This is a genomic window from Nocardia seriolae NBRC 15557 (assembly GCF_007990715.1).
GTDB lineage: Bacteria > Actinomycetota > Actinomycetes > Mycobacteriales > Mycobacteriaceae > Nocardia > Nocardia seriolae.
This window is the reverse complement of the sequence record NZ_BJWY01000018.1, coordinates 14,436-32,428: the sequence shown is the minus strand read 5'-3', so window position 1 is coordinate 32,428 and position 17,993 is coordinate 14,436. Positions and strand designations below refer to the sequence as shown.

The window sequence follows — 17,993 nt, the reverse complement described above, 5'->3', positions numbered from 1 at the left end:
GGGATGCCGAATTACGGAATGCCGGGTGTGGCCGTCGATCGCAAGCGCTCGATGACGGTCGGTGCGGTCGCGCTGGCGCTGGTGGTGGCCGTGGTGGCGGGCTGGTCGCTGTACCGGTCGCAGCAGACCGAGGCCGGGATCGCGGTTTCGCTGCGCACCGAGCAGATCGGTGACGGCGTGCTGGTCGGCACCGAGGTGCGGGCCAATGGCGTGGTGGTCGGCAAGGTCACCGATATCGCGCCGGATCAGCATGGCACGCAGCAGATCTCGCTGCGGCTGGACGACACCAAGCTGTTCGGGATCGACGACAGCCTCCAGGTCGATTACGCGCCCGCCAACCTGTTCGGCATCAGCGAGATCGAATTGCGCCGGGGCGCGGGCGGCTCGCCGCTGCGCACGGGTGCGGTGCTGGACTTCACCGGCCGCAATGCCACGCAGGTCTACGACGCCACCATGGGCTCGATTCTGCGCAGCGCCTCGCAGGTCGGCGGTTCGGTGCTGACGCAGCAGATGGCATCGGTGATCGCGCAGGCCGCGGCCGACACCCAGGCGTTCATGCCGCTGGTGCAGGCGCTCATCACCGCGCAGCGCACCATCACCGACAACCAGAAGATGCCGATGTCGCAGCTGTTCGGCGAACTCGGCCCGGCCTTCGACGGCGGCGGGCAGTTCGCGGGCGCGACCGTGCAGGTGATCGACCTGATCCGCAGCATGCAGCGGTTGCAGAACGATCGGGCCGCCTACGACAAGGGCGTCGCGACGCTGACCGGGCAGTTGCTGCCCGCGCTGGCGAACACCCTCTCCGAGGCCGGGACTCAGCTGTCGAGCACCACCGACATGCTGGTGCCGATCCTGACCGCGCTGGCGCAGATGGTGCCTCAGCCGCAGCAGTCCGGGGCCGAATTGAAGCTGCTGCTACAGCGTTTGAGCGCGGCCATGCCCGACAACGGGCAGGGACCGGTGCTGAACGTGCAGGTCGATCTGAAGGGCGTGCCCGGCATCGCGGTGCCGCTGCTGGGAGGTGCCAAATGAGGCGGGCATCGCGCAGCGATTCCGTCGGGGGTGGCGGTGGGGCGACGGGTGGGCGTGTCAAGGCCGCGGCGTGGCGGCTGGCGCTGTTCGCAGGCGTCATCGTGGTGGTTTTGATGCTGGTGCTGACCGCGATTCAGCGGCCGGTGTCCGGCGGAACCGAGACCCACGACGCCATCTTCACCGATGCCAACGGTCTCAAGGTCGGCGATGACGTGCGTATGTACGGCGTGCAGGTCGGCAAGGTCAAGGACATCGGCCTCGAAGGCGCGAAGGCCCGGGTGCAGGTGTCGGTCAAGACCGATGCGCCCGTCTACGACAACTCCAAGCTGGCCATCCGCTACCAGAACCTGACCGGCCAGCGGTACATCGATCTGCAGCAGCCGCCGCAGCCGGGCAATCGGATCGCGGCGGGCGTGCGCATCGGCGAGGACCGCACGGTCCCGTCCTTCGATGTGACCCAGCTGTTCAACGGCCTGAAGCCGGTGCTGCAGACCATCTCTCCCGAGGCCATCAACCAATTCAGCGCCAGCATGGTGGCTTTGATCGAGGGCGACGGCAGCGGGGTCGGCCCGGCCATGGACGCGATCGGGAAACTGGCGTCCTACGTGGACAATCGGCAGCAGGTGATCTGGACGCTGATCCGGAACATGTCGGATCTGTCGGACCGCCTCGGCGGCCGGGTGCACTACCTGGTGCCGTTGATCAAGCAGCTCAGCGATATTTTCGAGGCGCTGAACCAGAACATCGGCGGCCTGGCGCAATTCGCCATGACCGCGCCCTCGGTGCTGCGGCCCATCGACAATCTGCTGAATTCGCTGGGCATCAACAGCGGTTCGGATGTGGACGCGTTGATCCGCCAGATCTTCCCGGACGCCAAGGAGGCGGTGGACGTCTTCAGCCGCCTGCCCGCGGTGCTGGGCGCGGCCGACGCGGCGCTGCCGCAGAGCCCGACGGGCTGGAAGCCGGTGTGCAGCAAGGGGACCGCGGAGCTGCCGCCGGTGGTCAAGGTGCTCGTTTCGGGACAGCAGGTGGCGATATGCAACGGATGACATTGCCGCGTTCATTGCCGCGACTCAGCTTCAAACGCGATGATCGCGTGGTCGACGAGGCGACCAAGCAGAAGCGGCACCTGCGCAAGGGCATTCTCGGCGCGATCGTGGTGGTGCTGGGTCTGGCCGCCGCCGGGACGCTCTATGTGGTCCCGTTCGGCAAGCACACCTACACCGCGGAGCTGTCCGAGGCGCAGTCGGTGAAGGCGGGCGACGATGTGCGCCTGGCCGGAATCTCGGTCGGCGAGGTCAAGTCCCTGGAACTGAAGCCGGACAAGGTCGTCATGCGCTTCACGGTGAAAACCGATGTGTTCCTGGGCGATCAGACCTCCCTGGACATCCGCATGCTGACCATCGTCGGCGGCCACTACGTGGCGCTGTTCCCGGCCGGGAGCAAGCCGCTGGGTTCCGCGCCGATCCCGGCCGACCGGGTGCGACTGCCCTACAGCCTGGTCGAGACCTTCCAGGACGCCGCCACCCCGCTGGCCAAGATCGACGGCTCCACGCTCAACAAGAACCTCGCGGCGCTGGGCAATTCGATCGACGGCGCGCCCGACAGCCTGCGCACCACGCTGACGACGGTCGCCGACTACGTGGACGCGCTGGATCGCCAGCGCAGCCAGGTGTCCAATGCCATCGCCGTGGCCGACGAGTACGTGCGCATGTACGACGGCGCGAAGACCGATCTGGGCCGGCTCATGGACAACGCCAACCTGCTGGTCACCGTGCTCGAGGACAAGCATTCGGAAATGGCGGAGGCCATCCGGCTGCTCAGCGACGTGCTCGGGCGACTCGGCGGTGCGGAGCCGACCTGGTCGGAGCTGAAGCCCAAGCTGACCGACGCCATCACCGAGCTCGAGCAGCTCGGCCAGAAGTTCACCCCGACCCTGACCGCGGCGCAGGAGCTCCAGAAGAAGCTGTCGGACCTGGTGATTCCCGACGGCGGCGTGCAGATCGACCAGTCGCAGCAGACCGTGCCCCTGCCGCAGCCGCCGGTGGCACTGCCGCAGGTGTGCATTCCGGTGCTCGGGCAGGAGTGCTGATGTTCAAGCGGATGCTCGGATCGCAGGCGTTCATCTCGGTCACCGGCGCGGTGCTGATCGCCGTGCTCGCGGTGGTCGGCTACCTGTTCTACTTCGACCCCATGAAGAAGACCGTCGCCTACTGCGCGCTCATGCCCGACGCGGTCGGCCTGTACGCGGGCAACAAGGTGACCATGCGCGGAATCCCGGTCGGCACGGTCGATTCCGTCGACGCCGACGGCACCAAGGTCAAGGTGAAGTTCTCCGTCGACGCCCAGTACCCGGTGTACGCGGACGCCGCCGCCACCACGGTCTCGGATTCCATTGTGGCCGACCGCAATCTGGCGGTGCTCAACAGCGGCAAGAACCTCCAGCGCTGGGATTCCTCCCGGTGCATCACCAAAACCCTGACGCCCAAGAGCATCACCGAGACCCTCACCGCGCTGGCCGACCTGTCGTCGCAGCTACAGCAGGCGTCGGCCCCGGATGCGCTGGCGCACGGCCTGTCCGGGCTGGACGCCGCCACCCAGGGCGCGGGCCCGCAGAGCAACGAGATCGTCAAGAAGCTGGGTTCGGCACTGTCGCAACCCGATGCCGATATCGGGCACCTGGTGGGCATCTTCGACGCCTTCGCCTCGGTCGGCCAGAAGGTCGAGGAACACTGGGGCGACCTGCGGTCCATGCTGCTGCGCCTGGGCCCGGCATTGAACAACGCCACCGACGAATTGATCGGCCCGGGTGCGAAACTCGTCGACAATCTGGGCGCGGTGCTGCCCATGCTCAATGACCTGGTCACCATTGCGGGCGACCCGATCATGCGCGGCCTCAACGACACCCTGCCGCTGATCCGGCTGCTGCGCGCCAATGTCGGCTCGCTCTCGGAAGTCATGCTCACGCTCCCGGTGCTGACCAATGCCGCCCGGAACGTCATGGGCGACGGCATCACCTACGGCTCCCCGCGTGCGGCCCTCCCGGCCGCCCAGGCGGATCAGGTCTGTGCCGCGCTCAACGCGGTCACCCCGGGCAGTTGCACCGACGCCGCCAACGGCATGGTCAACGTCCCGCTGGTCCCGCTGGTGCTCGGAATGGCAGGTGCGCGATGAGAATCGGACGCTGGGACGTCACGGTCGAGGCCGGTCCGCTCATGATGACCAAGGGACAGGGCCGGATGAAACGGGCCGGTGCGGCCGTGCTGACGGCGGGCCTGCTGCTGGGCATCGGTGGCTGCGCCTTCGATCCGGCTTCGGTGCCGGTGCCCGGCACCACCATCTCGGGCCCGACCTACCGGATCCACATCGAGTTCGGCAATGTGCTGAATCTGCCCGCCAAGGCGAAGGTCATCGCCAACGGTGCCCAGGTGGGCTCGGTGAGCGGTGTGCGCGTGGTGGATTCGGCGCAGTCCGGCGGGCGTGGCGGGTACGTCGTCGTGGACGCGGACATCTCGTCCAAGGTGCAGTTGCCGACCGCCACCATGGCGGAGCTGCGCCAGAACACGGTGCTCGGTGACATCCACCTGGCGCTGACCACACCGCCGGACGGGTTCGGGTCGCTGCTGAAGGACGGCGGAACCATCACCCAGGAGCACACCAGGCCGCCGGTGCAGCTCGAGGACACCATGGCCGCCCTGGCCGCCTTCACCCAGGGCGGCGCCGTCAACCAGTTGCAGGACATCATCAACCGGTTCAATGCCGTGCTGCCGCAGGATCCCAACGAGACCAAGCGGATCGCGCAGAACGCGGCGGGCAATGCCGTGGATCTGGCGGCCAATCTGGACCAGGTCGACAAGCTGCTCAACGGTCTGGGCGTGAACGCCCAGGTGCTGCACGATCGCGCGGACTTCCTCGACCACCAGCTCAGCCAGGAGTCGGTGGACGCCATGACCGGGGTCACCAATTCCATCAAGGGCGTCGCCCAGATCTTCGCGGTGCTCGGCCAGCTCGGGCAGTCGATGGTGTGGCTGGCCCCGCTGGCGGGCGCGTTGGATCCGGTGACGCACGCCTTTGCGCCGCTGGCGCTTTCGGGTAAGCCCCTGGACCTGTCGCAGCCGTCGAACCTGTCGGCGCTGGTCTCGCTGCTGCGGGACAAGCTGATGCCGTTCGTGGAGAACGGGCCGAAGGTGAATATCACCGGCGTGCAGGTCGATTCGGTCTCGCGCGACGACCAGGTCGCCAACATGCTGGCCGGACTGCGCATGATCGGAGCGGTGCGATGAAGTGGGGTTCGCTGGCGTCGCTGGGCGGCATCGCGGTGGTCACCGTGGTGGGCGCGAGCTATCTGACCTTCGGGGTGGTGCGGGCCGATCCGTTCGCGCACTACACCGACGCGTCCATGGTGATGCCGAATTCCGGTGGCCTGAGCGTGGGTTCGCCGATCCTGCTCACCGGCATGAAGGTCGGCAAGGTCACCTCGGTGGACTCCACCGCGCGCGGCGTCGAGGTGGGCTTCCGCATCGACGGCGACCGCAAGCTGCCGACCAACAGCGATATCACCATCGAGCAGCTCTCCGCGCTGGGCGAGCCGTACGTGGAATTCCGGCCCAAGGTCGCGGGCGGGCCGTATCTGACCGACGGGCAGCGCCTGGACACCGCGTCGATCAAGTCGCCGCTGTCGATTCCCGAGGTGTCGCGGCTGGTCAACAAGGTCATGAACCAGCTCGACCCCAAGGTCGCGGCCTCGCTGGCCAGCACGCTGGGATCGGCCTTCCAGGGCACCGATTCGTCCATGCCCACCCTGACCCGGGCCGGGGATCTGCTCGCCCAGGCCATTATGAGCCGCGAACCCAAGATCGCTCAGCTACTCAACAGCTTCCAGGTCGCGGCGTCGGATATGGCGGGCATGGGCGAGGCCACCGCGGCGGCCGCACCGGCATTCGTGCGGTTCGAGCAGTCGCTCGAGGAACTCATCAATGCCGTCGGTAGAGTGGTGGATCGTGCACCCGGAGTCCAGGCATACGTGGACGGCAACGGGTTGGCACCCTTCCTGGCCCAGCTGAGCGACGGGCTGCAGCAGGCCGGACCCGAATTGAAGGCCCTCGCGCCCCAGTTGCAGCCGCTCGCCGATGCGGTGCGCACGGCCGGGCCGCAGATCAATATCAGCAGCTTGATCTCGCAGGCGCTCGCGTCCACCGGTGACGGTGCCGTGCGCGTGCAGGTCAACGTGAAGTAGCAGTACCCAGCTAGGAGGAGACCCCATGTCCCAGGACACCGAACCGAAGCGGCCGGTCGACCCGGAGACGTCTGCTGTCTCCGCCGAGCCGCAGGTCAAAACCGTTTCGTTGAAACTCTCGACACTGCTGATCAGCGGCGCGGCCGTGCTTTTGATCGGCGCGCTGGTGTGGGTCGCCGTGCTGTGGCAGTCCGCCCGCGGCGCTCTGAACGACCGCGACGCCCAGGCGGCGAACGACAAGCACGCCGAGCAGATCGCCTCCGACTACGCCATCGGCGCGGCCAATCTCAATTACGCCGACTTCAACGCCTGGACCGCGCGGCTGAAGTCCAACACCACCCCGGCCCTGGCCAACAAGTTCGACGCCACCTCCTCGAAGTTGCAGCAGATCCTGGTCCCGCTGAAGTGGACCTCGAGCCCCACCCTGCTCAGCTCGCAGGTCATCAACCGCGACAACGGCGTCTACAAGGTCAATGTCTATCTGAACGTCAACTCCACCAACGCCCAGAACCCCGACGGCGTCCTCACCACCGTGTACTACACGGTGAACGTCGACCCGAAGGAGTGGAAGGTCACCGACGTCGGCGGCATCGACCTGCCACTGCCCAGACAGTAGAACCCGGCCCCGAAACAGCAAGGCCGCGACCCACTCCATCGGGCAGACTGTAGGCAGCCGTATCACCCAGGCACGCAACGTGTATCACCCGGCGACGATGGAGGAGTCCGGCATGGAACTGGGGCTGCACTACTGGAACTTCTCGACACCCGCCGAACCCGAGCGGATCGCGCCCACCCTGGCGCACACCGCCCGCATCGCCGAACAGGCCGGGTTCGCCGGATTCACCGTCATGGACCACTACTTCCAGATGGAGCACAGCGGGACCCACGACGAACCCATGCTGGAGGGCTACACCACCCTCGGCTACATTGCCGCGCTGACCGAGCGCATGCGGCTCGGGGTGCTGGTGACCGGCGTGATGTACCGCTATCCCGGCCTGCTGGCCAAGATCGTCACCACCCTGGACGTGCTCTCCGGCGGCCGGGCCGAACTCGGCATCGGCGCGTCCTGGTACGAGCGCGAGCAGCGGGCGCTCGGCGTGCCCGTGGTGCCGATGGCCGAGCGGTTCGAGCGGCTCGAGGAGACGCTGCAGATCTGCCTGCAGATGTGGGGGCCGGACAACGGGCCGTACAAGGGCACGCACTATCAGCTGGCCGAGACCGTCTGCGTGCCCGCGCCTTTGACCCGCCCGCATCCGCCGATCCTGATCGGCGGCGGTGGCGAGAAGAAGACGCTGCTGCTGGTGGCCCGCTACGCCGACGCCTGCAATCTGTTCGCCAGCTCGGTCGAGGATGTCGCGCACAGGCTCGAGGTGCTACGTGCGCACTGCGCGGCCGAGCAGCGCGACTACGCGGCGATCCGCAAGACGGTGCTCTACATTCCGCCCGCCCTGAGCGATCCGGATCGGGTGCTGCGCGCCGCCGAGCCGCTGTCCGCCCTGGGCGTCACCCAGCTCGATTTCATGCCCGCCGGTGACCCGGTCGCCTATGCCACCGAGTTCGCCGAACGCCTGCTACCCCGCCTGGCCGCGATCTGACGGTGCCCGCAAAGATGTGCCCGACCGCCTTCGGGAATCCCGGCGGTTCGGTATCATCGCGCGCGCTTGCTCACCACCTGGAGGACACCGTGCCCGCGAATCCCACTGCCGCCGAACTGATGGCGACCGTCGAAGCCTCACCGCGGGCGGTCGGCGCCCATGACAAGGCCGCCTGGGTGGGGCTGTTCGCCGAGAACGGCAGCGTCGAGGATCCGGTGGGCTCGCGCCCGCATGTCGGGCGGGCGGCCATCGAGCGCTTCTACGACACCTTCATCGCGCCCAACGGGATCGTCTTCGACGTGGCCAATGACGTGGTGTGCGGGATGACGGTCTTCCGCGATCTGAGCATCGCCACCACCATGTCGACCGGGGTCACCCTGCACGTGCCCATGCACCTGCGCTACGACCTCGTCGATGCCGACGGCGCGCTGAAAATCCGCGCCCTGCGCGCACATTGGGAGCTGGCCGGCATGATCGGCCAGCTGCTGGGCTCCGGCGTGCAGGGGCTGCTGGCCGGGGCGAAGCTGGGGCCGCAGCTGCTCGGCAATCAAGGTGTCGGCGGCGCAGTCGGTTTCATGTCCGGGCTGCGCGGTGTCGGCAAGCCGGGCAAGCAGGCCGCGGGGCGGCTACTGAACGCGCTCGGGCGCGGCGACGCCGCCGACGCGCGCTCCACGCTGGCGCCGGTGCCGCGGCTGGAGTGGGGCACCGACGGCACCATGTCGCTGGAGGACTTCACCGTCCGGGTGAAGGGCCTGCGCTGGAGCAAGCCGATCGCCGCCGGGCGCACGGTGACCGCGACGGTGGAGACCCGTCAGGGGCCCGGCATCGCCGAACTGGACTTCACGGCCGGCCTACGTGTGGAATCCGCGCGAATCTTCGTGCAGGGGAGCTAATCCCGGATTCCGGCGATCTCGGCCACCGGGTTCTTGCCGCTGAACGTGGTGCCCCCGGCCGCGCCGACCACCTTCCCGTGCACGCTGATCAGCCACTGCCCGCACACGCAGCGCAGGTACTGCACGGAACGGTGTGAGGACACGACCGTGGGCGAGGGCCAAGCGCAGGAAGGGCATTCGGCGATCATCAGCACATACTGCGCGCGTGACCGCCGAATGACCATGATCGACACGCGGCAGCCCGCAAAACGATTGCGTGTCTCGGTGGACTCGCCGTGCTTGATTTGCCAATGGGCCCATCGGAACTCGCGATGCACCCTGTGAAACGCTCCAGGTTCAGCCTGCTTTGCCGCGCCGCACCGCGGTTGGCGTAGCGCCCCACCAGCGTTGACAGCAGCGGGTGAAGACCGACTGCTCGGCCAGCCCGATGAGCGAGGCCACCTGGCTCATCGGCATGTCGGTGGTGGTCAGGTAGCGGCGGGCCTCGGTGCGGCGCACCTCGTCCAGGATGGCCGCGAAGGTGGTGCCCTCGGCGGCCAGGCGGCGCTGCAGGGTGCGCGGGTGGATGGTGAGCAGCCGTGCGACAGCGTCGATTTCGGGGGCGGCGGTACCCAGCAGCTTCTGGAGCGTGGTCCGCACCCGCGGGGTGATGGCCGAGGCCGCGCCGCCGGACTGCTCCGCCAGAAAGGCCATGGCCAGCCGGTGCAGGTTCTCGTCACCGCCCGAGAGCCGTCGGTTGGCCAGGCCGCTCGGTACCCGCAGCAGGGCGGCCGGGCGCTCGATTCGCACTGGCGCGCCGAAGAATTCCTCGTACGCCTGGACCGGGGCGGCGGGCCGGTAGGGGAGTTCCACCGAGCGCAGGCCGTAGCGGTCCTCGACCAGGCGCTGAATCGTCCTGTGCACGAAAGCCAATCCGAGATCGGTGCCCTGCGCCGGGGTCGGCAGGCCGGGCGTGGTGACGCCGTAGCGCAGGGCGATCACGCCGCGGTCGCCGTAGGGGTCGGGTTCCATGGTGAGGCTGAGCGAGCGGGCGTGCACGAACAGGTAGCGCGAGGTGAATTCGAGGACCCCGGCCAGGGTGGTCGCATTGCGGATGGCCAGCGCCAGCGGGCCGAGCATGTCCAGGTCCTGGCGGGAGGCCATGCGCAGGCCCAGATCCGGGCAGTTCAGCCGGTGCGCGGCGAGTTCCAGCACCGCGCCGACGGCCTGGTCGGGGACCAGCAGATCGTCGGTGTCCAGGGCGGCCACCGGCAGTCCGCAGAGCGCGACGAGTTCCTCGGCATCGCCGCCGAGTTCGGCCACGGTGGCGCGGAAGCCCCGCAGTCCGGCGGACCTGATCACCGACATGTCGTACAGAATCAAATACTTGTCGCCCAGAGTCAAGAAACCCGGTGGCGGGCACAACAGACTGGAAGTCATGAGCGCCAGCACCCTCGCCGAACACCTCGACGTCGTCATCGTCGGAGCCGGGCTCTCCGGCATCGGCGCGGCGTATCGCCTGCAGACCGAGCAGCCCGGCCGCAGCTACGCCATCCTCGAGGCCCGCGCGGCGCTCGGCGGCCCCTGGGACCTGTTCCGGTATCCGGGCATCCGCTCCGACAGCGACATGTTCACCCTCGGCTACCCGTTCAAGCCCTGGCGCGACGCGCAGTCCATTGCCGACGGGCCGTCGATCCTGCGCTACATCCGGGAGACGGCCACCGAGAACGGCATCGACCGGCACATCCGGTACGGGACCAAAGTCATTGGTGCGCAATGGGACAGCTCCCAATCGCGGTGGACCCTGACGCTGGAGCACACCACCGCCGACGGCGTCGAGACCAGCACGCTGACCTGCGGCTTCCTCTACTCCTGCTCGGGCTACTACAACTACGACCAGGGGCACTCGCCGGAATTCCCGGGCATCGCCGACTTCGCCGGGGCCGTCGTGCACCCCCAATTCTGGCCCGAGGACCTGGATTACGCGGGCAAGCGCATGGTGGTCATCGGCAGCGGCGCGACCGCGGTCACCCTGGTCCCGGCCATGGCCGAGCAGGCCGAACTGGTGACCATGCTGCAGCGCAGTCCCACCTGGATCTCCGCGGTCCCCGGCCGCGACAAGATCGCCGACCGGATTCGCGAACTGCTGCCGCCGAATCTGGCCCACCGGGTCATCCGCACCAAGAACATCCTGTTCAATATCGGCTTCTACCAGTACTGCCGGCGTCGCCCAGAGGCCGCGCGCAAGCTGCTCACCGGGCTCACCACGCGAATCCTGAAGGACGAGAGCCTGGTCGCCGAGCACTTCACCCCGGACTACAACCCGTGGGACCAGCGCCTGTGCGCGGTCCCCAACGCCGACTTCTTCAAGGCCATGCGCAAGGGCCAGGCCGAGGTGGTCACCGATCACATCGAAACCTTTGTCCCCGAAGGCATCCGCCTGAAGTCGGGCAAGCTGATCGAGGCCGACATTGTGGTCACCGCCACCGGCCTGCAACTGCTCGCCTTCGGCGGCATCGACCTCATCGTCGACGGGGCCCCGGTCAACCTCTCCGACCAATTCGTCTGGCAGGGCACCATGCTCACCGGCGTCCCCAACTTCGCCGTGTGCATCGGCTACACCAACGCCTCCTGGACCCTGCGCGCCGACCTCACCTCCCGCCTGGTCTGCAAGATCCTCGGCTATATGGACCGCAACGGCTACACCGCCGTCGTCCCCGAGCCTCAGCGCGCCCTCCAAGAACGTCCCCTGTTGGACCTCGCCTCCGGCTACATCCAGCGCTCGATCGCCGACTTCCCCCGCCAGGGCGACCGCCACCCCTGGCAGGTCCGCCAGAACTACCTCCTCGACTCCGCCACCACCCTGCGCACCGACCTCGGCAAAACCCTGCGCCCGGTCGGGGCCGCCAAGAGCCTCCAGCGGGTGTGAGACAGCGCCGTTCGCCCCTGATCCGAGCCCGCTGCTCCGACAGAGTGCGCTCGGCCGACAGCCACGGCGGATTGGACGTCCCGGTGGTTGCGGGACCTCCGCCCGGGCTGCCGGATGGGGGCTGCGCCGGGTGACCGGTCGATGCGGCGGGGTGCCAACGACCGGCGTGATCGGTACTCGGAGGGCTGGCTAGGCTGGCGGGCATGATGCCGAAGCGGACAAATCGCCCGATGCTGTCGATGCGGGCGGGAGCGGCGGCAGTCTGCGTCGCGGCGCTGGGTGCGATCTCTGGACTCGGCTCCGCGGCGGCTGACCCGGCCGAGTCGAGTGTCCCGGTCGCGAGCCCGGAAGCACCGCTGGATCTTTGGACCGTGCCCAGCGCGCCCGCCGAGTCGGCCACGCTGATCGTGGCGTACAGCTTCGGGAATCGGATTCCGGCGGGGGTGGATCCGGCGCGGACGGTCGGTGAGCCGGGGCCGGTGAACGAGGCGCTGGCGGCCGCCGTGGTGGCCGCGCGCGGGAATCGGGGCATTCCCGTGTACGCGCAGACCGAAATCGCCGAGGTGTTGAAGGCGCGGTACGGGATTGCCGATGTCGTCTCCATCGATCCGGAGCGCGCCGCCGACGGCACCCTGGTCTATCTGTCCACCGATGGCGTGGCCGCTCAGGTCGCCGCATTGCGCGGTCCGTCGGTCGCGACCGACGCGGCGGCGGTGGTGGCGTTCAAGGATCACCAGTGGCGGGCCACGAAAACCACTGCCGGGCATGGATTCCGGGCCTTCGCGCCGGAGGGCGTCGCCATGCCGGATCAGTATGATCCGCTGTCCGGCCAGATCTGGACCACCAGCCCCCTGCTCTACCTCCCTACCGACCTGCTGGGCCGCCTCGCGCTACTACGGTAGTCGGCAGGGGCGCGGAGTTTGTGTCCGGCTGCGCCCGGCGAGGCCCGCGTGCCATGCTGTCGCGGCATTCGAGCACCGGAGTCGAGGGGAGTGGTCGTGGCGTCGGAGGGTGGATTCCTGCTGCCCGTAACACCGTTCGAGCCGCCGGTCGAGCCGTGCCCACCGCGGCCCCGGGCGGCGGGGTCGGAACTGGACCCGCGTCCGGTCGCCTGCCGGAATCGGGTGGATCGTAAATCGGTTTCGCGGAGCGCGGGTTCGGTGGGTCTGCGCCGGGTATTGCGATCTTCGCACGCTGTGAAAACTCGGGACAGTGATGAATACAACACTGCGGCAAGGCAATGCGCCGGGAGGGCGCTGCGTTCGGCGCTGGAGGTGCTGGACGGCCGCCGTCCGCCGGGCCAGTTGAGCCCGTTCGCCGAGCCCGCGGTGGTGGCCGCGGTGCGCACCCTGGCCGGTGCCGGCCGGCTGCCCGGGCGCGAGCTCGGGAGCGCGACGCTCACCAGGGTGGATGTGATCATGTCCGAGCCGGGGCGGGCCGAAGTTTGCGCGGGATACGACCGCGGCCCGCGGCATTTCGCGCTGGCCGCTCGCATTGTCCGCGGTCGTTCCGGGTGGCGGTTGGCCGCATTCCGGGTGTGCTGAAGACTGTCCGGTCTCTGCGGTAATAGCAGAATAGTCTGGTCGCGCCTAATTCGATTCGCGCCTGGTTTGAATCCTGCATCCCGCGGCATTAGCATTTCGGCGAATAGCGGCACCTCACACGTGGAAGGGCAGTCCATGGCGAAGAAAGTCACCGTAACTCTGGTTGACGACTACGACGGCGAATCGAAGGCCGACGAAACCGTCTTTTTCTCGATCGACGGTAACGACTACGAGATCGACCTGTCGAACAAGAACGCCGGCAAGCTGCGGGAGTCCCTCGAGACGTGGACGGAGAAGGCCCGCAAGGTGGGGCGTTCGAAGCGCAAGGTGGCCGCCGGCGGCCGCACTCGTCCGGCCGTGGACCGCGAAGAGAGCACCGCGATCCGCGAATGGGCGCGGGCGCAGGGCCACCAGGTTTCCTCGCGCGGCCGTATCCCGGCCGAGATCGTCGACGCTTACCAGCGCGCCAAGAATTAACCAGCACTAATCGCGGGCTGGAAATTCGGGCGGGAGCCGATGACCTCCGGGTCATCGGCTCCCGACATATCCGACCAATGTCACGGATCCGGATTCCGGTGGAGTCGCCCGGATTCCGCTGCGGCCGGATTGGCTCAGGCGGCGCCCGAGAGCACGCGCCCGCACTCCGGCGGTTCGGCGCGAATCCTTTCCAGCAGGCGTTCGGCGCGGTCGCGATGCGCAGCGGCCGCGTCGGCGTCACCGCGGGCGGCGGCCAGTGCGGCCAGGATGGTGTCCATCGGACCGAACTCCGTCATACCGGACTCGAGTCCGATGAGGGTGCCGCCGTAGGGTGCCAGGTATTCGTACAGCCGCTGAATTGCTGCAATGTCGCCGAGTTCGATGGCCGCAACGGCCCGCAGTGCCGACAGGAGCACCGGATAGAACCCCGCCGCAATCGGATCCGAATTCTCGTACACCGCGCGCGCCCGCTCGCGCTGTCCCGTCCGGAGCAGCGCGAGCGTGTACGCCGATGCGGCCGCCGCGGGCAATGCCGCATACGCGTCCGCCAGGCGATCGTGCAGCTCGCCCAGTTCTCCGCGCGCCCAGCCGACCGCGAGCGTGCAGAACAACTCCGCCTCGGAGTGATTGGCCACCCCGGATTCCCGCGCCCGGACGATGAACCGCTGATACAGCCGCTCGGCCAGGTCGATGTCGCCGCGCAACAGCTCCATGGTCGCCGCGAAACAGCCGACCATATCCAGCAGCGGCCGCAATTGGCCCTCGTCGGCGAACTCCAACGCGGCCGCCACCCGCCGCCCCGCCTCCCGCAGGTCGGCTTGCGCCACCGCGGCCCGGTAACCCAGATAATGTGCGAGCGCTCGATACTCGGCCAGCCCCGCCGCCGTGGCCACCGCCTCCAACTCGGTCACCAGCCCCGAGAACTCGTCGTCGTACTCGAAAGCCAGATACGTCACCGCATTGATCGCCGTGCACAGCAATTCCGGATCCCCTGTCCGCCGTGCGATCTCCAGCGCCCGCGCCGCCAGCTGATGCCCCGCCGAATACTCCACCAGCCCGGTCTCGAACGTCGCCGCCACCAGCAGCAGAACCAGATCCCCGTCCGCCGCATCCGACGAATCGACCTGCCCTGCAATGACTTCCGCACGGTAGGGACCTGCCGTGCGGTACCGGTCTGCGGTGGCGCGCTCGGACCGGGCCCCGGCCCGAGCGGTCTCGGTCTCGGCGCGGCCGAATTCGAACCGGGTCTGAACGAATTCGGTCTCGTCCCCGGCCGATAGCCCGTCGGTGCCGGCCGATTCAGTGGCGGCGGGACCGTATGCCGTGTCGAGGAGGGCCAGCAGGGCGGGCTGCACGCCGTGGCGCGCCAGGGCCGCGGACAGGGCTCGGCGCATGTGCTGATCGGGCTCGCGCCAGTTGCGGATTGCCCAGATCACCGGGGCGCGCCAGCAGGTCAGGGCACGCACCACCAGATCCGGGTCGCCGAGTTGCTCGGCCAGGGTGAGGGCCCGATCGCGTTCGTCGCGGGCCTCCCGGTGGCGATTGTCGTAGGCCAGGGCGGTCACCAGGGCGCATCGGGTGCGCAGCAAGGCGATACGGTCCGCCGCCGGGGCGTGGTCGGCGTCGTGGCGCGCCAGCCGGTGCAGATCCACCGCCGACCGCAGCAATCGCACGCTGGCACTGCGCATTCCGCTCCGGCTGCGTCGTTCGGCCGCCCGCTCCACGTATTCGATGGCCCGTGCGGCGGTCTCGGCCGTCGCCCCGGCGATCGCGTGCCGCGCCAGCACATCCGGATCCCGTGCCACCGCCGGGAACGTCTCGGCCGCCGCCTCCAGCAATTCCAGTGCCGCCCAGTGCATCCGGCCGCGCCGCAGTGGCGGAATGCTCAAGTACAGCGCGTCCCGGATGAGTCCGTGTTCGAACCGGATGCTCCCGCCGCTCCCGGATCCCACCAGCCCGGCCGCCTCGGCCGCCGTCACCAGATCGATCACCGTGTCCTCGGCCAGTCCGGTCGCCGCGGCCAGAATGGCGAGGTCCACGCTCTCGCCCCAGACGGCCAGATGCCGCAGCACCTCGGTGACGCCCTCGGGCAGCTGCCCGACACGATCCTCGATCAGCTCCCGGATCGAATCCGGCACGTCATCGAGACTGCCTTGGGTGGCAAGCAGTTTCGCCATCTCTCGCACGAACAGTGGATTTCCGCCGGTCCTGCGGTGCAGCTGAGCGAGTGTCTCATCGTCGATCTGCTCGACCCCCGCGGCGGCCGCGACCTGCCGGGTTCCCGCCACATCGAGGCCATTGATCTCGACCCAGGCCCCCTGGTACTGCGCCAGCGCCGCCACCGTATTATGCATTCCCGCAGTACTTTCCGACCGCCGCAGCGTGATCAGGACGAATACCGGTTCGTCCCGCAGCCAGCTCGCCACCTGCCGCAGCACCTGCAGCGTCGCCGGATCGGCCCGCTGCGCATCCTCGAGCACCAGCGCCACCGGCGCGCCCGCTGCCACCCGCCGGCAGGCCTCGGCGATCACCCGCGCCAGCCCGAACGCACCCCCCGCGTCAGCCGCGGGCAACCCGCCCCCGCTCATCCCCGCGAGTGGGGATCCGGCCCGGCCGGTGCCCAGCGCATTCGCGAACTCGGCGTTCGGAGCAATGGGAAGGCGGCCGCCCGCGGCGATCGGCGGTGCGGTGCCGGAGATGCCCGGACCACCGATACTCGCGATGTTCGGGCCGGGTGGTGTGGCTCCCGGCGAGCGCGGAGCTTTTTCCGCTTCCGGGCCCGGTGCGCTCGCGGCGGGGTATCGCGGGAGGGCCGGTGGCGCGGCGTGTTTCGAGGGGCGCGGCAGCCCCGCGTCGGCCGCGTCGAGCGCGGCGAGCAGTTCCGACCAGGCCCATGCCGTGGGTGCGCCGGCTATTTCCGGGCATGTTCCGGTCGCCACCGTCCAGCCCGCGGTGGACAGGGCCGACAGGGCGGCCTCGGCGAGCACGGTCTTGCCCATCCCGGCCTCACCGGCGACCCAGGCGAGCCGCAGGTGCCCGGCGCGGGCGGCCTCCGCGGTGCTCAGCAGCTCGGACAACTCGTCTATATAGCCCGTGGCACAGCGTGATTCGCGAGAAGCGGGATTCAGCGCCGAAGTACCGCCGATGACTGCGTCGGCGCCGAGCACTCCGGCCGGATTCGCCTCCGGGCCCGAGGCCGCATCCGGTGGCCACGCGGTCGTGTCATGCACGGGCGCGCCGGGAGCCGGGGCCGGGAGCGCCGGATCGAGGGCGGTTGCCGAGGTGAGGGTGGCGGAGTGATTGAGGATGGCCTGTTCCAGGCGGCGCAGCGCGGGGGCGGGGTCGACGCCGTATTGGTGGCCCAGGTAGTCGCGCGAGCGGCGGATGGTGGTGAGGGCCTCCAATTGCTGGCCCAATTGGTATTGGGCCAGGGCCAGGAGGCGGACTATTTCTTCGCGGCCGGGGTGATCTTCGAAGAGTTGGCGGAGTTCGCGTACGACCTCGCCGGAGCGGCCGAGTTCGAGTTCGGTGCGGGCGTTGAGTTCGACCGCGGTGAGATAGAGGTCGGTGAGGCGGTCGGCCTCGGCGACCGCCCAGTCGGCCTCGGCGAAGGCTTCCAGGGCCGGGCCGTGCCAGAGCGCGAGCGCGGTTTCGAGCAGGGCGTTGCGTTCGGCGGGATCGGTGTGGATATCCGGATTGCTGACCAGTTCCTGATAGGTCCGGAGTTGCTGTTCGAAATGCCATGCGTCCACGGCGTTCTCGGGGATCTTCAGGGCATATCCGGATGATTCCGACACGATGAAGCTGGAGGGCGCGCGCCGCGGACGCTCGGGTTCGAACAGCCGCCGCAGACTGTGGATGTGCACCTGCAGCACCGCCGCGGCCTTGGGTGGCGCGTGCCCCGCCCACAGGTCGTAGATCATCCGCTCGGTGCTGACGACCTGGCCGTGTGCCACGATGAGCCGGCCCAGCACGGCCCGTTGCATGGGGGTGCCGAGCGCGGTGTCGCGGCCGTCGACCGACAGGTGCAGCGGGCCGAGCACTCTCAGCTCCGCGCCTGCCATCGGTGTCCTCCTGCGACGGGAAGCGAACTGGACGTTCGCCGCAAGAAGAGCACTATCCCTCAAAAACTCGGAGATGCCAAAAGGTAGCCCAATAGTTGTCAGATGGTTACGGCGTGCCACGTTCACGAAGGAGGCCGTGTGGTAAGGAAGTCCGTTGCGAATGCTAACAGTGGGAATGTGTCACACAACCCGATTGGAAGTGAACCACAAGAGGCGGGGAGGATACTTCTGTTTGGAAGGAACC

General features: G+C 68.6%; 16 protein-coding genes. 13 read left to right on the top strand and 3 right to left on the bottom strand.

Annotated elements, in window-relative coordinates; translation table 11 throughout:
• The first annotated feature begins 3 nt into the window (after nt 1–3).
• From NS2_RS08525 to NS2_RS08485, 9 genes are all read left to right on the top strand, one after another.
• Nucleotides 4–1,032 (top strand): MlaD family protein, encoded by a 1,029-nt coding sequence (locus tag NS2_RS08525; protein ID WP_036545613.1) that lies wholly within the window; start codon nt 4–6, stop codon nt 1,030–1,032.
• The gene (locus tag NS2_RS08520) at nt 1,029–2,081 is read left to right on the top strand and encodes an MlaD family protein (protein ID WP_052086183.1); all 1,053 of its coding nucleotides are present in this window, start codon (nt 1,029–1,031) and stop codon (nt 2,079–2,081) included. Before NS2_RS08525 ends, NS2_RS08520 begins: the two co-directional genes overlap by 4 nt.
• Nucleotides 2,078–3,124, top strand: a complete 1,047-nt coding sequence (locus NS2_RS08515) for an MlaD family protein (protein WP_033086790.1) — start codon at nt 2,078–2,080, stop codon at nt 3,122–3,124. The genes NS2_RS08520 and NS2_RS08515 overlap by 4 nt, the downstream gene beginning before the upstream one ends.
• The gene (locus tag NS2_RS08510) at nt 3,124–4,206 is read left to right on the top strand and encodes an MlaD family protein (protein ID WP_033086816.1); all 1,083 of its coding nucleotides are present in this window, start codon (nt 3,124–3,126) and stop codon (nt 4,204–4,206) included. Before NS2_RS08515 ends, NS2_RS08510 begins: the two co-directional genes overlap by 1 nt.
• Complete coding sequence (locus NS2_RS08505) at nt 4,203–5,315, top strand: MlaD family protein (protein WP_228102705.1); 1,113 nt, start codon at nt 4,203–4,205, stop codon at nt 5,313–5,315. Before NS2_RS08510 ends, NS2_RS08505 begins: the two co-directional genes overlap by 4 nt.
• Complete coding sequence (locus NS2_RS08500) at nt 5,312–6,268, top strand: MlaD family protein (RefSeq protein ID WP_147207125.1); 957 nt, start codon at nt 5,312–5,314, stop codon at nt 6,266–6,268. Before NS2_RS08505 ends, NS2_RS08500 begins: the two co-directional genes overlap by 4 nt.
• A 25-nt stretch (nt 6,269–6,293) precedes the next feature.
• Nucleotides 6,294–6,884 carry a hypothetical protein gene (locus NS2_RS08495; RefSeq protein ID WP_033086792.1) on the top strand — a complete coding sequence of 197 codons (591 nt, stop codon included), beginning with the start codon at nt 6,294–6,296 and terminating at the stop codon, nt 6,882–6,884.
• Nucleotides 6,885–6,996: 112 nt separating this feature from the next.
• Nucleotides 6,997–7,863: an LLM class F420-dependent oxidoreductase gene (locus NS2_RS08490; RefSeq protein WP_033086818.1), complete on the top strand. Its 867-nt coding sequence runs from the start codon at nt 6,997–6,999 to the stop codon at nt 7,861–7,863.
• Nucleotides 7,864–7,952: 89 nt separating this feature from the next.
• Complete coding sequence (locus NS2_RS08485; protein WP_033086819.1) at nt 7,953–8,756, top strand: nuclear transport factor 2 family protein; 804 nt, start codon at nt 7,953–7,955, stop codon at nt 8,754–8,756.
• Here the strand turns inward: NS2_RS08485 and NS2_RS08480 are convergent.
• Nucleotides 8,753–8,980: a hypothetical protein gene (locus NS2_RS08480; protein ID WP_045436850.1), complete on the bottom strand. Its 228-nt coding sequence runs from the start codon at nt 8,978–8,980 to the stop codon at nt 8,753–8,755. The genes NS2_RS08485 and NS2_RS08480 overlap by 4 nt on opposite strands.
• A gap of 112 nt (nt 8,981–9,092) precedes the next feature.
• The gene (locus tag NS2_RS08475; protein WP_228102707.1) at nt 9,093–10,175 is read right to left on the bottom strand and encodes an AraC family transcriptional regulator; all 1,083 of its coding nucleotides are present in this window, start codon (nt 10,173–10,175) and stop codon (nt 9,093–9,095) included.
• On the opposite strand from NS2_RS08475, the gene NS2_RS08470 reads away from it, so the two are divergent.
• The 4 genes from NS2_RS08470 (at nt 10,174) to NS2_RS08455 (ending at nt 13,685) form a co-directional block, all read left to right on the top strand.
• Nucleotides 10,174–11,664 (top strand): flavin-containing monooxygenase, encoded by a 1,491-nt coding sequence (locus tag NS2_RS08470; protein ID WP_033086793.1) that lies wholly within the window; start codon nt 10,174–10,176, stop codon nt 11,662–11,664. The two genes, NS2_RS08475 and NS2_RS08470, sit on opposite strands and share 2 nt — an antisense overlap.
• A 206-nt stretch (nt 11,665–11,870) precedes the next feature.
• The gene (locus tag NS2_RS08465) at nt 11,871–12,566 is read left to right on the top strand and encodes a hypothetical protein (protein WP_261772267.1); all 696 of its coding nucleotides are present in this window, start codon (nt 11,871–11,873) and stop codon (nt 12,564–12,566) included.
• A gap of 294 nt (nt 12,567–12,860) precedes the next feature.
• Nucleotides 12,861–13,208: an Rv3235 family protein gene (locus NS2_RS08460; protein ID WP_147207124.1), complete on the top strand. Its 348-nt coding sequence runs from the start codon at nt 12,861–12,863 to the stop codon at nt 13,206–13,208.
• 135 nt (nt 13,209–13,343) lie between these two features.
• A complete protein-coding gene (locus NS2_RS08455; RefSeq protein ID WP_033086824.1) occupies nt 13,344–13,685 on the top strand; it encodes a histone-like nucleoid-structuring protein Lsr2 in 342 nt (113 codons plus the stop codon).
• 134 nt (nt 13,686–13,819) lie between these two features.
• On the opposite strand, the gene NS2_RS08450 is transcribed toward NS2_RS08455, so the two are convergent.
• On the bottom strand, nt 13,820–17,749 hold the full coding sequence (locus NS2_RS08450) for an ATP-binding protein (RefSeq protein ID WP_033086794.1): 3,930 nt from the start codon (nt 17,747–17,749) through the stop codon (nt 13,820–13,822).
• Nucleotides 17,750–17,993 lie beyond the last annotated feature (244 nt).

Coding starts and splice junctions, on each gene's coding strand:
- NS2_RS08465 (WP_261772267.1), top strand. CDS start 11,871: ATGCCGAAGCGGACAAATCGCCCGATGCTGTCGATGCGGGCGGGAGCG.
- NS2_RS08525 (WP_036545613.1), top strand. CDS start 4: ATGCCGAATTACGGAATGCCGGGTGTGGCCGTCGATCGCAAGCGCTCG.
- NS2_RS08490 (WP_033086818.1), top strand. CDS start 6,997: ATGGAACTGGGGCTGCACTACTGGAACTTCTCGACACCCGCCGAACCC.
- NS2_RS08495 (WP_033086792.1), top strand. CDS start 6,294: ATGTCCCAGGACACCGAACCGAAGCGGCCGGTCGACCCGGAGACGTCT.
- NS2_RS08515 (WP_033086790.1), top strand. CDS start 2,078: ATGACATTGCCGCGTTCATTGCCGCGACTCAGCTTCAAACGCGATGAT.
- NS2_RS08520 (WP_052086183.1), top strand. CDS start 1,029: ATGAGGCGGGCATCGCGCAGCGATTCCGTCGGGGGTGGCGGTGGGGCG.
- NS2_RS08470 (WP_033086793.1), top strand. CDS start 10,174: ATGAGCGCCAGCACCCTCGCCGAACACCTCGACGTCGTCATCGTCGGA.
- NS2_RS08500 (WP_147207125.1), top strand. CDS start 5,312: ATGAAGTGGGGTTCGCTGGCGTCGCTGGGCGGCATCGCGGTGGTCACC.
- NS2_RS08510 (WP_033086816.1), top strand. CDS start 3,124: ATGTTCAAGCGGATGCTCGGATCGCAGGCGTTCATCTCGGTCACCGGC.
- NS2_RS08475 (WP_228102707.1), bottom strand. CDS start 10,175: ATGACTTCCAGTCTGTTGTGCCCGCCACCGGGTTTCTTGACTCTGGGC.
- NS2_RS08505 (WP_228102705.1), top strand. CDS start 4,203: ATGAGAATCGGACGCTGGGACGTCACGGTCGAGGCCGGTCCGCTCATG.
- NS2_RS08450 (WP_033086794.1), bottom strand. CDS start 17,749: ATGGCAGGCGCGGAGCTGAGAGTGCTCGGCCCGCTGCACCTGTCGGTC.
- NS2_RS08480 (WP_045436850.1), bottom strand. CDS start 8,980: ATGGTCATTCGGCGGTCACGCGCGCAGTATGTGCTGATGATCGCCGAA.
- NS2_RS08455 (WP_033086824.1), top strand. CDS start 13,344: ATGGCGAAGAAAGTCACCGTAACTCTGGTTGACGACTACGACGGCGAA.